This window comes from Paenibacillus sp. 1001270B_150601_E10, from assembly GCF_015558675.1.
In the GTDB taxonomy this organism is placed as follows: Bacteria; Bacillota; Bacilli; order Paenibacillales; family Paenibacillaceae; genus Paenibacillus_B.
The window spans coordinates 453,808-468,008 of sequence record NZ_JADMOL010000001.1 but is presented as its reverse complement, the minus strand read 5'-3'; the positions used below and the strand labels follow the sequence as shown (position 1 = coordinate 468,008).

General features: G+C 44.6%; 10 protein-coding genes. 7 read left to right on the top strand and 3 right to left on the bottom strand.

The features are described from left to right. Nucleotides 1–79 precede the first annotated feature (79 nt). Complete coding sequence (gene pruA, locus I2H74_RS02290) at nt 80–1,627, top strand: L-glutamate gamma-semialdehyde dehydrogenase (protein ID WP_195571289.1); 1,548 nt, start codon at nt 80–82, stop codon at nt 1,625–1,627. 268 nt (nt 1,628–1,895) lie between these two features. Here pruA and I2H74_RS02285 read toward each other — a convergent pair whose 3' ends face one another. After that, nucleotides 1,896–2,369 carry a copper amine oxidase N-terminal domain-containing protein gene (locus I2H74_RS02285; protein ID WP_195571287.1) on the bottom strand — a complete coding sequence of 158 codons (474 nt, stop codon included), beginning with the start codon at nt 2,367–2,369 and terminating at the stop codon, nt 1,896–1,898. 215 nt (nt 2,370–2,584) lie between these two features. On the opposite strand from I2H74_RS02285, the gene I2H74_RS02280 reads away from it, so the two are divergent. Continuing rightward, nucleotides 2,585–3,844 carry a sensor histidine kinase gene (locus I2H74_RS02280; RefSeq protein WP_195572104.1) on the top strand — a complete coding sequence of 420 codons (1,260 nt, stop codon included), beginning with the start codon at nt 2,585–2,587 and terminating at the stop codon, nt 3,842–3,844. A gap of 67 nt (nt 3,845–3,911) precedes the next feature. On the opposite strand, the gene I2H74_RS02275 is transcribed toward I2H74_RS02280, so the two are convergent. Beyond that, nucleotides 3,912–6,092, bottom strand: a complete 2,181-nt coding sequence (locus I2H74_RS02275) for a HelD family protein (RefSeq protein ID WP_195571286.1) — start codon at nt 6,090–6,092, stop codon at nt 3,912–3,914. 165 nt (nt 6,093–6,257) lie between these two features. Here I2H74_RS02275 and I2H74_RS02270 point away from each other — a divergent pair, with 165 nt between their 5' ends. Beyond that, nucleotides 6,258–7,079 (top strand): VanW family protein, encoded by an 822-nt coding sequence (locus tag I2H74_RS02270; protein WP_195571284.1) that lies wholly within the window; start codon nt 6,258–6,260, stop codon nt 7,077–7,079. A gap of 277 nt (nt 7,080–7,356) precedes the next feature. On the opposite strand, the gene deoD is transcribed toward I2H74_RS02270, so the two are convergent. Beyond that, nucleotides 7,357–8,064 carry a purine-nucleoside phosphorylase gene (gene deoD, locus I2H74_RS02265; protein ID WP_195571282.1) on the bottom strand — a complete coding sequence of 236 codons (708 nt, stop codon included), beginning with the start codon at nt 8,062–8,064 and terminating at the stop codon, nt 7,357–7,359. Nucleotides 8,065–8,438: 374 nt separating this feature from the next. On the opposite strand from deoD, the gene I2H74_RS02260 reads away from it, so the two are divergent. From I2H74_RS02260 to I2H74_RS02245, 4 genes are all read left to right on the top strand, one after another. Next, a complete protein-coding gene (locus I2H74_RS02260; RefSeq protein ID WP_195571281.1) occupies nt 8,439–9,395 on the top strand; it encodes an ABC transporter permease in 957 nt (318 codons plus the stop codon). Nucleotides 9,396–9,429: 34 nt separating this feature from the next. After that, nucleotides 9,430–10,326 carry a carbohydrate ABC transporter permease gene (locus I2H74_RS02255; RefSeq protein ID WP_195571279.1) on the top strand — a complete coding sequence of 299 codons (897 nt, stop codon included), beginning with the start codon at nt 9,430–9,432 and terminating at the stop codon, nt 10,324–10,326. 118 nt (nt 10,327–10,444) lie between these two features. Continuing rightward, nucleotides 10,445–12,106 carry an extracellular solute-binding protein gene (locus tag I2H74_RS02250; RefSeq protein WP_195571277.1) on the top strand — a complete coding sequence of 554 codons (1,662 nt, stop codon included), beginning with the start codon at nt 10,445–10,447 and terminating at the stop codon, nt 12,104–12,106. 382 nt (nt 12,107–12,488) lie between these two features. Continuing rightward, complete coding sequence (locus I2H74_RS02245; RefSeq protein WP_195571275.1) at nt 12,489–14,156, top strand: extracellular solute-binding protein; 1,668 nt, start codon at nt 12,489–12,491, stop codon at nt 14,154–14,156. Nucleotides 14,157–14,201: the final 45 nt, after the last annotated feature.

Below are 14,201 nucleotides of genomic sequence, written 5' to 3'. Positions count from 1 at the left end.
ATATGTGTATCTGACTTCAGCATAGACCTTTCATATGAGACCTTTAATGCCTATTCATAACTTAATTGTTCAGGAGGTAATGATGATGATCGATTTCCGCAATGAACCATTTACAGACTTTACGGTTGAAGCGAACAAACAAGCTATGGAGGCCGCACTTGCCAAGGTCAAGGATCAGTTAGGCCGCACCTATCCGCTTGTTATTGATGGAGATAAAAGGGTTACCGAAAAACTTGGACAGTCCATTAATCCAGGACAAACGGATCAGCTTGTAGGGAATATGTCACAGGCAAATGCGGATTTGGCTCTTCAGGCGATAGCCGCTGCGGATACAGCATTTAACAGCTGGAAGCTGGTGAGTCCAGAGGAGCGCGCAGGCTATTTGTTCAAGGCGGCAGCCATCATCCGTCGTCGCAAATTTGAATACTGTGCATGGCTGGTCTATGAAGTCGGGAAGAACTGGGGAGAAGCGGATGCTGATGTAGCGGAGGCTATCGACTTCTTAGAATTCTATGCCCGTGAGATGATTCGTTTAGGTGGGCCACAGCCATTAACGCCGTATGAGGGCGAGCATAATCAGTTAACCTATATCCCGCTTGGCGTTGGTGTTGTCATCCCGCCATGGAACTTCCCATTTGCGATTATGGCAGGTATGACGTCTGCGGCTATTGTCTCAGGTAATACAGTCGTTCTCAAGCCAGCATCAACATGTCCTGTTATCGCAGCCAAATTTGTTGAGTTGATGGAAGAGGTTGGACTTCCTGCAGGGGTACTGAACTTTATTCCTGGCTCCGGTGCCGAAATTGGCGATTTGATCGTAGATCATCCTAGAACACGCTTTATTTCCTTTACAGGCTCTAGAGATGTCGGTTTGCGCATTAATGAGCGCATGGCAAAGACGTCAGAGGGCCAAATCTGGATCAAACGCCTCATAGCTGAAATGGGAGGCAAGGACGGCATCGTCGTGGATGCAAGCGCGAACTTGGAAGAAGCGGCGACAGCAATTGTCCAATCCGCATTTGGCTTCCAAGGTCAGAAATGCTCTGCAGGCTCCCGCGCGATCATTCATCAGGAGGTTTATGATAGAGTGCTTGAGCTGATCATTGACAAGACGAAGCAGCTGCAAGTAGGAACAGCGGACACGAATGCTGCGATTGGTCCTGTTATTGATCAGAATGCGTATGAGAAGATTCTAGAGTACATCGAGATTGGAAGAGGCGAGGGCCGCTTGGCAGCAGGAGGAAGTATCGCAGAGGGGAATGGCTATTATATTCAGCCAACCGTCTTTGCTGACGTTGCAGCCGATGCGACGATCATGCAGGAGGAGATCTTTGGCCCGGTTCTTGCCGTATGCAAGGCGGAGAATTATAAGCAAGCTATTGATATCTTCAACAATACCGAGTATGGATTGACAGGCTCTGTTTTCAGCCATAACCGCGAGAATCTGGAATACGCCAGAGTTCATATGCATTGTGGCAATCTTTACTTTAATCGAAAATGTACAGGTGCATTAGTGGGTGTGCATCCATTTGGAGGTTTCAATATGTCTGGAACGGACTCCAAGGCTGGAGGCCGAGACTACTTGCTCTTGTTTACGCAAGCCAAGCTTGTATCTGAAAAGTGGTAGGATCGAATAACGCTTAACATAAAAAATCTGCACTTTACAATACGTAGAGTGCAGATTTTTCCTTGTTGATATTCGAATCAGGCTTCATTAACTCTATCATTGTAATGGAAAATACGAGTGTAGCTTGAGGGTGGATTACCGAGTCTTCATCCCAGTGGCTATCGTAATGAGGTTATAAAGTTAATGATTATGTACTTGAGCAGTCAGAATTATAGCGTTTATACATGAACTGACCGACAATCAAGGCAACTCTATCATTGTCTCTTTCTTATTGGACATCAGGCGATAGAATTGTAACCGTCTTCGTAGGAGCATCCCAATAATATTTCAGCTGAAATACCTGTTGCAGCAGAACTAACGGGACATAAGTGCGGCTATCGAATATTTGAGGACGATCCGTTATCGTAACATCTTTGTTGTTGACCTTGATTCGATCCGTAATGGAATACCATTTCATCGTTGTTTGCGGATTCTCGATGGTAACGGTATGGGTGCTCGCTTCCCATCTTACTTGAACCTGTAGGACTTTGGCGACTTCAGAGATCGGGATATAGGTCATCCCGTCAATGATCTTATGGTTAGAAACGGCAACATAGCCGTTGGTAGTCTCAACGCGAACCTGTGAATTTGGAGCTGCGGTTAATGCCGGTGCTCCAGCCTGCTTCGCTAATGCTGAATAAGGATAAATCATCGTTGTTGCAATTAGGCTTGATATCGCAATCGCGGTTAACTTTTTTCTCATGATGAACCCTCCTCAGTAATAAGACGAATGAAATGGTTATTTAGTTTCGTTTTTTATTCATTTTCCACATGTAAATATTTACTTTTTGATTGGCTGAATAGGGAAAATATGATAATGTTGAAGAAAAGTGTTGGATGATGCTGTAAAATAATGTCGAAATATCACAGCGCTTCTTAGGAAATGAAACAAAGACCCTTTGAGAAGGAATGTTTCAGTTGATACTGTCAATGATCGGTCATCAGGTTACAGGGATTCTATATGTGATGAGTGCCTGTTTATGTTTTTTGATTATTACCCCACGATTTACCTATTCTAACAACCGACGCAAACTTTTGTTTGTGGCCATATTGGCTTTATTGTCTCTAAGCTATCTTTCATTGGAAACAATAGATCCATTTATTTACTGCATTCACTTGATCCCGATCAGCATTGTGCTAGCCTCCTTGTTCGAGGGAACGATTGCGGGAATCGCAACATGGATTGCCTTTAACTTCGGCAATATCTTTATTCTAGGGAATGACATATGGCCTACAATGCTTGCCTCAACCGTATTGTTGTGCATGGGACTTGTGTTCCATAGGACCCAGGTAGAGCGGAGCACGTTTTTGCAAATTAATCTACTCGCATTTACATTAACCACGGTATATTTGCTTGTCTTTTTACTTTGCTATGAAGATTGGCCTAGTATAGAGGGAAGTCCAATTGGACTTATAGTCATTGGTACATACATTTCTACGATGCTTGTCAGCTATATCTACTATCATGTGAAAAATCAAGAGAAGCTGCGAGAGGAGCTGTATGATGCAGAGAAGTACCAGGTGATTGGGCAGCTAGCTGCCTCCATATCACATGAAGTTCGCAATCCATTGACGACTGCCCACGGCTTTTTGCAGCTGATGCGTAATGAGAAGTTGTCCAGGGATGTTCTGGAGAAGTATCGCAGCTTTGCGATAGAGGGGATTGATCAAGCGAATTCGATTATTACGGACTATTTGAACTTTGCAAAGCCTACTGTGGGGAATCACGATATCGTACATATTCAAGCGGCGATAGATTCTTTAATCTCCATGGTATCTCCCTTATGTGTGCTGTCCAAAGTAGAACTTAACATTAAGCATTATACGGCATATCCTGTCTACGTGAAGGGAGACACAAAGAAATTTCAGCAAAGCCTCCTCAATATTATGAAAAATGCGATTGAATCCATGCCTGATGGTGGGCATCTTCGAGTGTCCACATGGTGTGATAATGAAGGGGTACATATCCAGATTCAAGATACAGGCGTTGGCATGTCTGAATATGAAATCAAGCGCATCGGCATGCCTTTTTATACGACGAAGGAGAAAGGGACAGGCTTGGGCCTTATGGTCGTAGTAAGCTCCGTGCGGGCGATGAATGGGAAGATTTCCTACTACAGCAGACCTAGAGAAGGGACAACCTGCGTGCTTCAGTTTAGAAGAATGCATCAAAACTAGCTGAACGAACAAACAGCTGAGATCGACAGAGATCTCAGCTGTTTTTATCATGATATCGTGTATAACGTTAGGCATGCACATGTTCAGCCCATTCATCGCTTACCTCTGCAAGAAGTGGGCTAAGCGTGCCATCAACGAGCAGTGTCAGCTGGTGAAGCGCACGGGTACAGCCAACATACAGCAAACGTGCCTCCATCGGATTCAGATGATAGTGTGATTCGTTTACGTGCAAGAGGATGACAGAATCGAACTCCAAGCCTTTCGACAAGTATACAGGAAGGATGGAGATGCCGCCCTCATACTGCTGCTCCTTGCCTTGAATCAAATGTACAGGTACAGAGGATGACTGTAATTGCTCGTGCCATTCCTTCGCCTCCTGCATTGTTCTGGTCAAAATAGCCGTTGTTTGATAGCCGCTCTCATGATGACGCTGAATCTCATTCATCAGCCATTGCTCCACCTTGGTGTGCTGGTGGACGACGGCGACCTTTTGGCCGCTGCGGAATACAGGCTCAGCGAGGAGTGCTGTTTTTATGCCCCTTTTTAGCACTTGATTGGCAAAATGAATAATCTCCATCGTTGAGCGATAGCTTCTGGTCAACGCATGATAAGAACATTCTTCCGGATGGAACAGCTCCATCATTTCCTTCCAGTCTTCAATGCCTGCATATGCATGAATGCCTTGAGATAGGTCACCAAGAATAGTGAAGGAATGATTTTTCGTCAATCGATCTAGCAAGGCAATCTGAAGCGGAGAGAAGTCCTGTGCTTCGTCAATGACGATATGATCGAAGCGGTCCGCGGATTCGACTCCGTTTAGGCGAATGTACAAGTAAACAAGGGAAGCCAAATCCTCATGCTGCAGGAAGGCTTTTTTTAGATCAGAAACCGTTTGTTTGCGATTCTTGGCCGGAAGTAAGCCGCTGTAATCTTCTTCTTGAAGAAATTGTTTATACAACTCGGTAACCTCGGTTTTCGGCCATTTTTTCATATAGGTTTTAAGCTTTTGTGAAGATTTTTTCTTTTTCTCGCTGAGCAGCGTGCGACTGCGTTCCTTCTTGAGCTCCATCTCCAGCCAGCGCTGGATGCGAGCTTGAACCCTAAGAATGCGCTTCGCTGGTTCATAGGAGCGATATTCTTCGTTGAACCACTGGGAAATGGTCTCTTGAGACAAGACGGCACCTTCCCAAGGAACAAATTCTACGTCAGGAATCGCATCTTCCACCCAACGATCAACAAAACGATCAAGCTGAAGCTTCCAAGCGACCGAGCCTTTGACTCGGCCCGTTGCTGGAGTGCTGTCCTTCGGTCTTGCATCTAGGGAACCGTACCAGCGCTCAATATCATCAAAGGAAGAGGCTAGAATGATCTTATCTTCCAGCTGAGCAAACTGTAGAGCCCAATCTGCAAAGGTTCTCTGTTGAATATTTCCAACCCCAAGCTCTGGCAAGACCTCGCTAATATAATTGAGGAACATGCGGTTAGGGGCAAAGATGATCATGCGCTCAGCCCGAATCAGCTCCTGATATTGATAGAGCAAGAATGCCAGTCGGTGAAGCGCAACGGTGGTCTTTCCGCTGCCTGCCACCCCTTGAATGAACAAAGCTTTATTTTTCGGTGAACGAATAATAATATCCTGCTCTGCTTGGATCGTTGAAACGATGTCGCGAAGGCGATTATCTTTGTTCTCGCCCAGTCGATAGACAAGAAACTCGTCGGTGACGTGTTCTTCGCCTTGCTCCCGATTGTAGGTATCTACAACACGCTGAAGCTGCTCATTTCGAATGACGAGGTTCCGCTTTAAATGGACATGTGCCGAGATGGGGCCTTCTGGGGCTTCATACACAGCAGGTGCTTCACCTCCCGTGAAGGAGTAGAACATGCTTGCTACAGGCGCCCGCCAATCGATCACCATTGGATAATGGACTCGGTTCTTAGGGAAGCCTTCCTGCTCCAGGTCAGTTTCCTCTGCATCCACCCCTTGTTTACCAATATAAAGAGGTGTGGCAGTGACTTGGTGGGCATCTTCCTGAATATCCATCCGGCCGAAATAGGGCTCTCTAATCGCCCGCTTCAATCTTTGTCTGCGCTGCTCCCGGTTGTCTTCTAGGACCTGCTCAGTAAAGTCGGAGCCGCGATATACCGGAATAGCCTGCAAAGACTCAAATTGCTGCTTAATTTCGAGAAGTGTCTGTTCAAGTCGCTCTTCTTCTTCTTGATAGGCACTTTGAAAACGTTCCTCTGACATTTCAGTTACCTCCTAAGATCAAATGCTGCCATTTTACGGTCGTGAGCAACTGGAAAATGGAAACAGGTATCCACTATATCATACGGTGTAACCCATCGCAACCAGATTGCGCTCATGACGAATTGATCAGAAATCTATATTTAAAGGGAAGATGAGGTGTTAAGGATGCAATCCACCCTGCAGTATAAACCGATCCCGCGATCGAAGCTGAGATTATGGCTTGGAAAGGCTTATTATCGCGGAAAGAGGAGGGTCAAGTGGTGGAAAATGAGGCATCAATTCGCATCAAGGCAGCAACCTGAGAGTCTACTATATGTGCATGCTTCTCACCAGACACCGCTCTACCGCAAACTACAAAATGTCGACATGTCGATTCAAGCGCAGAAGGTACATAACTTGAACCTTGCCATGAAGTCTCTTCACGGACTTATTCTTGCACCTGGAGAGGTCATGTCGTACTGGCGACGCATTGGAAAGCCTACCCACAGAAAAGGGTACAAGGAAGGGATGATTCTATTCTACGGGACCATGCAGCTTGGGGTTGGGGGAGGATTATGCCAGCTATCGAATCTGATCTATTGGATAACACTGCACACGCCTTTGCAGGTAATGGAGCGCTATCGGCATTCCTATGATGTGTTTCCAGACGCAAGCCGTACCCAGCCCTTCGGAAGCGGGGCGACATGCGCTTATAATTATTTGGATCTGATGATCGTCAATCCAACGAATGAGACGTTTCAGCTTCTGCTTACGATCGATGACAAAGAGCTTCGAGGAGAGTGGCGTTCTACCTATAAGCCTCTATATCAATATAAGATCGTAGAGCGTAATCATCGAATCTCACTTGAGGCATGGGGAAAGTATATGCGGCATAATGAGCTGTATCAGCAGGTCTACACGTTGGAGGGTGGATTGATCAACGAAATAAAGGTTGCAGAGAATCACGCTCTGATGATGTACGAGCCAATGCTGAAACAAGGAGTATAGGGAATCCATGTAAATAGAGTATCGAGGTGTACCGCCATGATATTAACTGTTCTTGCTTGATATGGTATTGTCAGTGCTTTGGTAAGCTATAAGAAAACCTTACAAAAGACCAAGAACGATCTCCATTTGAAGAGACGCCTTGGTCTTTTATTCTCTATATAGTACTTTAAATTGCTATTCCTGAATCTCATCCCATACTAAACTGGCGGTTACAAGCAGCCTTTGAATGAAGTCACATTGATCAGGGTCTATGATTGGGGTTCTTCTCGTGCAAAAATTAGAATTTAATTACGGTATCGAGTGCTACTTCAATCATTTGATTAAAGCTTGTTTGACGCTCATGCGGTGTCGTTTCTTCACCTGTCACGATATGATCGCTCACTGTAAGAAGAGACAGCGCTTTGCGCTTATACTTCGCTGCCAGTGTGTATAAGCCGGCTGTTTCCATTTCAACAGCCATCACACCGTATTGACCCAGTTTCATGGTCATTTCAGGACGCTCATTATAGAAATAATCCGTTGAAAAGACGTTGCCGACACTAACAGGGATACCGCGTTCTTGTGCTGCTACGTAGGAAGCATGCAGCAAATCATGGTCAGCAATAGGTGAGAAAGCGATGCCTGGGAATACGTGAGAAACGATTGATGAATCCGTGCTTGCTGCTTGTGCAATCAATACATCACGCACCTTAACATCCTCTTGTATGGCTCCACAAGTGCCAACGCGAACGAGTGTCTGACAGTTGTAATCTTTCATTAATTCAGTGGCATAGATCGAGAACGATGCGATGCCCATGCCTGTACCTTGAACAGAGATTCGCTCTCCTTTATATAGGCCTGTATAACCGAGCATATTGCGCACTTGATTATAGCATTGAACGTCCTCAAGAAAGTTCTCCGCGATATGCTTCGCACGAAGCGGATCTCCAGGAAGTAGAATTTTATCTGCAATTTCACCTTGTTTAGCTTCAATATGTACACTCATGATTTGACCTCCAGTTATGTAATGATCTCATGTTCAGCATAAACGATTTTCATCGTTTTTTAAACTAAGGGATGTTTTTGAAGGAGGAATTTTTATAAAAATCCAAGATTAAAATACAAAATATGACAGGTAAATATATAAAAGGACAAGACAATTATGTAAAAATATGTCGATTTTTCTTTAAGAGCGGTGAATAGTATCATTTTTCGTTGTTCAAGCACCTATCCTTGAAAGCGTTGTCAAAATACAATTAAGTTACAGAGAGACGATCAAGCAGCACAGCTCTTACAGAAATCATAACAACGATGAAAAGGGCAGCTGCAGCCTCTAAACCTTAGCTTCAAATCATTACTTCAAGATTAAGGGGGATAGATATGGCACAAGTATCGGTAGAAAAAGAGTGGACTCCTAAAGGGAAAGAAGCCAGTGGACTGAAGCGTTTTTTTAAACAAATCGATATTCAATTAATGGTTATTCCAGCCTTGTTGCTTATCTTTGTCTTCAGCTACATCCCGATGTACGGCGTGCTTATGGCTTTTCAGGACTTCGACATTTTTAAAGGATTTTTCGGAAGTCCATGGGCCGGCTTCAAGCATTTTCAAATGTTTTTTGAAGCACCAGAGTTCTACAATGTTATGCGCAACACCATTGTGATTGCCCTGTTGAAATTCTGTATCGGATTTCCAGCGCCAATCCTTCTCGCACTAATGCTGAACGAAGTGAACCGCATGTTCTTCAAGCGTATCATTCAAACGATCAGCTACCTGCCTCACTTTTTGTCCTGGGTTATCGTATCAGGATTCGTGATCTCCCTTCTCTCTACAGAGAGCGGAAGCGTGAACATCCTGCTGGAGAAGCTCAATCTGATCGAGGATCCTGTCAACTTCTTGTCGATACCGGAGTATTTCTGGACGATTCTCGTAACGACGAATGTATGGAAAGAGATTGGATTCGGATCGATCGTCTATCTCGCAGCAATTGCGGGGATTGATCCTCACCTCTATGAAGCGGCATCAATGGACGGTGCAAGTCGATTCAAGCAAATCTTCCTAATTACGCTGCCTTCTATTATGCCGGTCGTGACGATCTTCATGATCCTTGCCATCGGTAATCTGTTGAATGCAGGATTTGAAGATATCTTGCTCTTAGCTAAAAACCCGATTTTAAGACCAGTTTCGGATGTTGTTGATACCTACGTGTATAGGGTCGGTCTGCAGAACTATCGATACTCCTACGCAACAGCGGTCGGATTGTTCAAGGCAGTCATCAGCGTGATGCTCCTTACGTTTGCGAATGCAGTCGCTCGCAAATCCGGCAACAGCTTATGGTAATCGAGACTTCATGAAGAAAGGGGTATGATGACCGATGAAACGGTACACAACAGGCGATAAAGCAATGTATTTCTTCATCTATACATTCTTGATCCTGCTAGGATTCGCAACGTTCTATCCATTCTGGAATGCGCTGGTCATTTCATTCAACGTAGGTTCCGATACATCCATGGGTGGCATCACCTTCTGGCCACGGGCCTTCACGTTTGAAAACTACGAGATTGTGTTTAAAGACAAACGTATCTTGAACGGATTTATGGTTTCGGTGTTTAGAACCGTTATAGGTACTGTACTCGCAATATTGTGTACATCCATCTTTGCTTACGGGATGTCCAAGAAAGAATTGATGGGCAAGAAGTACTACATGATCATGTGTATTGTGACGATGTACTTTAGCGGCGGTTTGATTCCAACGTTCATGGTTATCCGTGGCCTTGGCTTGACAAATACATTCTGGGTATTCATTATTCCAGGCTTGATCAGCGTATGGAATATGATTATCTTCCGAACGTTCTTCCGAGGATTGCCGGCAGGACTTGAGGAATCCGCTAAGATTGATGGATGCGGAAACTGGGGCACATTCTTTAGAATTGTTGTTCCGCTATCAGGTCCGGTTATTGCAACGCTGTCCTTGTTTACGGCGATTGCACACTGGAATGACTGGTTCGGTCCAGCCATCTATATCTCAAATGAGAATTTGCTTCCTATTCAAACGATTCTAAAACAGATTCTAGACTCCAACATTATGTCTGAGCAGCTTGCTAATCTCGACTCTGCTTCACAAGGTCGATTGAGCTCCATGAAGTCTGTTACGAGCCGTTCCTTGACGATGGCGACGATGATGGTTGCAACATTGCCAATCATCTGTGTATATCCATTCGTACAGAAGTTCTTCGTTAAGGGTGTATTGGTAGGTTCTTTGAAAGAGTAGTTCTTAGGCAGATTTCAGAATATGGCAGGGAACATCAGCGTTTCCTGCCACCCATTACGGGTATAAAGCGATACGCTTTAACCATACATTTTCTTAACAACAGAGAGGGGTTGTCTACATGAGATTCAAGAAATCTTTACTGCTGACGATCATTACGGTGTTCATGTCAGTATCCTTCCTCGCAGCTTGTTCAAGCAACAACACATCTAATGAGTCTACATCAGAGGGGTCAAGCAACAAGACAGAAACAGAAACATCTTCATCCGGTCTTTATGAGCTAGGAAAGGAACCTTTGGAATTTACTTTCTATGGTCACTATGACTGGTACACAATGCCTCAATGGGGCGATGATGAGGGATCCAAGTGGATTCAAGACAACAAAAAGGTTACGGTAAAAGCGATCAGCTCTGGCGGTAACGCAGCTCAGAAGCTGAATACGATGATTTCAACCAATGATATGCCAGATGTTATCTGGTTGGATCGTGCATCTGACTTGGAACGTCTACGTGAAGCAGGCATGCTCGCTCCACTGGATGAGTACTTCAACAAATATCCAAACCTGAAAGAGTGGTTGGGTGACAAAGGTGCAAATATCCTTCGCGCTGAAGACGGACACCTTTACGGCTTCCCGAACTGGTATACAAGCCAGCCTAATGGTAACGCAGGTTACGTTGTAAACAAGAAATACTATACAGAGCTTGGATCTCCTAAGCTTGAGACGACAGAAGATCTGTACAACTACTTGAAGCTTGTAAAAGAAAAATATCCAAACGTAATTCCGTATCAGCCGCACTTGGCGAAAGATGGACAAGGTATGGATATTCTGTACTCTGCATTTAAAGAGAATGATCACAAGTACCCTGGTATGAGAGCGGTTCCAGAAGGCGATAAGCTTACTTCCATCTTTACAGATCCAGCGTTCCGTGAAGCGATGCAATATTCTGCTAAGCTGTTCCGTGAGAAGCTGATCACACAGGATGCGTTTACACAAACATTGGATCAAATCGAAGAATCTGTTATGACGGGCAACGTAGCAGTATTTGCTTCTGCAAGCCCAACAGAGATCGCGATGAAGGCACATGCAGGTCTTGCAAACTCCGACCCTAACGGCGGTTACTTCATGATCTGGCCAATTCATAAAGAAGGCTTGGATAAAGACAAGATCTTCCCTGGTACGTATACAACGCTTGGCTGGAACGTAGCGGTTATTACAAAGGCAGCTAAAGATCCTGAAGCAATCTATGCATTCTTGGATTGGTATACAGGTCCGGAAGGTCAAACGATCAACTTCTGGGGACCTGAAGGCAAGTACTGGAATGGTCTTGAAGATGACGGTATTTCACCGAAGTTCACAGAAGAGTATGTAAAAGATGCAGCTGGCTTGGCTGAGTATCAACAGCTTTCGACTAACCTTGCATGGGTAGGTAATACTGTATTTGCTGACCGTACAAAAGCGAAGTTCGAAGAGTCTCTTCCTGAAGAAGAACGCAACTGGTCTACTCGTTGGCAAAGTGAGATTACTTGGAAAACGCAATCCAACGCAACAGAATTCATTAGTTTGAATCCGCTTCCAGATACAGAAGAAGGCATGATTCAACAACGTGTTGAAGATATCTATCAATTGGCTCGTACTCAAGCGATCTATGCGAAGACAGACGAAGAGGTTATCGCGATCTTGGACAAAGCTCAAGCGGATGCCGCTGCAGCTGGCTATGACAAATTGCTAGAGTTCAAAACACAAAAATGGCAAGCAAACAAACAAAAAATTGCTGGTAACTAATTGAATACCGTTCGTAAACGTTCAGATGGAGAGTTAGAGGGGTTATCCCCTTTGACTCTCTGTCTTTTTTTGTGCCATAATTTGCAGCAGTATGAATGATTATATTGTCCAAGCATGTTCGTTGTTTTGTATCACATTTCATTGATCAAACCTATTTTCATGACAGATATAGATGATTATGATAATAAAAACAAATAATTACAGTTATGGATTGACAGAACTAATTAGCTACTATGCAACTCCGGGATAAGGCACTGCATGAATATGCCTATGGATATCCTTAAGAGGTTGCATCATGAAGAGCTAGAATGATTTGTTTTATTGACCACGGGTATAAAGCGGCTTGCTTTTTACCATATCTATGATGAAAGGGGCTAATCAGATGAAGTTTAAACGATCATTATTTCTGATGATCATCACGATGTTACTGACAGCTTCATTTCTAGCAGCCTGTTCAGACAGCGGCACGACGACGAACACTCCATCCACCACGAATAGGGACAAGGAGAAAGAGCCTACAGTAAGAAATAGCAATGGCTTATACGAGTTGGGTAAAGATCAACTAGAATTTACATTATATGGACATTACAATTCTTATTCCATGCCTGCTTGGGGAGCTGACGAGGGTTCGAAATGGATCCAGGATAACAAAAAGGTTACGGTAAAGGCGATCAGTGCAGGCAATGATCCGGCAGCGAAGCTCAATACGATGATTGCGACTAATAGTTTGCCTGACGTGATCTGGTTGGATCGTGCTGCTGATTTTGAGAGGCTTCGTGAAGCAAATTTGCTCGTTCCATTGGATGAGTATGTCGACAAATATCCGAATCTAAAGCAATGGTTGGGAGACGAAGGCATTAACATTCTTCGAGCTGAGGATGGACACTTATATGGGTTTCCAAACTGGTATACGAAACAACCGAATGGCAATGCGGGCTATGTCATTAACAGCAAGATCTATAAGGAGCTTGGTTCACCAAAAATTGAAACAACAGATGATCTGTACAACTATTTAAAGCTTGTGCGCGAAAAATATCCGAAAGTTATTCCTTATCAGCCGGGGCTCGCGAATGACGGACAAGGAATTGATGTATTGTACTCCGCTTTTAAAGAGAATGATCATAAGTTTCCTGGAATGAGAGCGGTTCCTGTGGGAGAAAAGCTGACCTCCATTTATTCGGACCCAGCATTCGTCGAAGCCATGAAGTACACATCCAAGCTGTTTAGAGAAAAGCTGATCTCTCAAGACGCCTTTACCCAAACGTTGGATCAGATTACGGAGACGGTAATGTCCGGAAATGTAGCGGTCTTTGCAGGCGCCAGCCCTACGGATATCGCCTCTAACGCTCATGCGGAGATGACCAAGCAAGATCCTGATGCAGGATATTTTATGATATGGCCTGTTCATAAAGCTGGGCTCGATAAGAACAAGATCTTTCCAGGCACCTACACGACGCTTGGTTGGAATGTGGCTGTGATTACAAAGGCCGCGAAGGATCCTGAGGCAATCTTTGCCTTCCTCGATTGGTATACGGGGCCGGAGGGGCATCGAATCAACTTCTGGGGCCCTGAGGGCCAGTATTGGAAAGGGCTTAAGGAGGATGGCATCACGCCAATCTTCACAGATGCGTACATTAACGACGCGGAGGAGCTCTTAAAATATCAAGGGGTCTCAAGCAAGCTAATGTGGGTTGGTAATACGGTCTATGCCGATGTGACAAAAGCAGACTTCGATGCTACGCTGCCGGAGGAAAAACGCAACTGGACAACGAAATGGCAGCATGATATTACGTGGAAGACGCAAAGCAATGCGACAGAGTTTATTAATCTTACTCCAATACCAAACTCAGATCTAGGCGTTATCGCCAAGCGAATTGACGAGATCTATCTGCAGGCGCGCGCTAAAGCGATCTATGCCCATTCAGATTCAGAAGTCGAAGGGATCCTGAAGGAGGCTGAACAGCAGTCCATGGCTGCCGATTATCAGAAACTGCTTGATTATAAGACGGATCGCTGGCATGCTAATAAGAAGAAGATTGCGGGCGAATAGAGTATGATCATGTCCGGGGTTTGACGATCCTTGTCAGATTTCGGA

What these genes read in the sequence shown, in the direction of transcription:
- pruA (WP_195571289.1), top strand. Translation starts at nt 80, where the DNA reads ATGATGATGATCGATTTCCGCAATGAACCATTTACAGACTTTACGGTT.
- I2H74_RS02285 (WP_195571287.1), bottom strand. Translation starts at nt 2,369, where the DNA reads ATGAGAAAAAAGTTAACCGCGATTGCGATATCAAGCCTAATTGCAACA.
- I2H74_RS02275 (WP_195571286.1), bottom strand. Translation starts at nt 6,092, where the DNA reads ATGTCAGAGGAACGTTTTCAAAGTGCCTATCAAGAAGAAGAAGAGCGA.
- I2H74_RS02270 (WP_195571284.1), top strand. Translation starts at nt 6,258, where the DNA reads ATGCAATCCACCCTGCAGTATAAACCGATCCCGCGATCGAAGCTGAGA.
- deoD (WP_195571282.1), bottom strand. Translation starts at nt 8,064, where the DNA reads ATGAGTGTACATATTGAAGCTAAACAAGGTGAAATTGCAGATAAAATT.
- I2H74_RS02260 (WP_195571281.1), top strand. Translation starts at nt 8,439, where the DNA reads ATGGCACAAGTATCGGTAGAAAAAGAGTGGACTCCTAAAGGGAAAGAA.
- I2H74_RS02255 (WP_195571279.1), top strand. Translation starts at nt 9,430, where the DNA reads ATGAAACGGTACACAACAGGCGATAAAGCAATGTATTTCTTCATCTAT.
- I2H74_RS02250 (WP_195571277.1), top strand. Translation starts at nt 10,445, where the DNA reads ATGAGATTCAAGAAATCTTTACTGCTGACGATCATTACGGTGTTCATG.
- I2H74_RS02245 (WP_195571275.1), top strand. Translation starts at nt 12,489, where the DNA reads ATGAAGTTTAAACGATCATTATTTCTGATGATCATCACGATGTTACTG.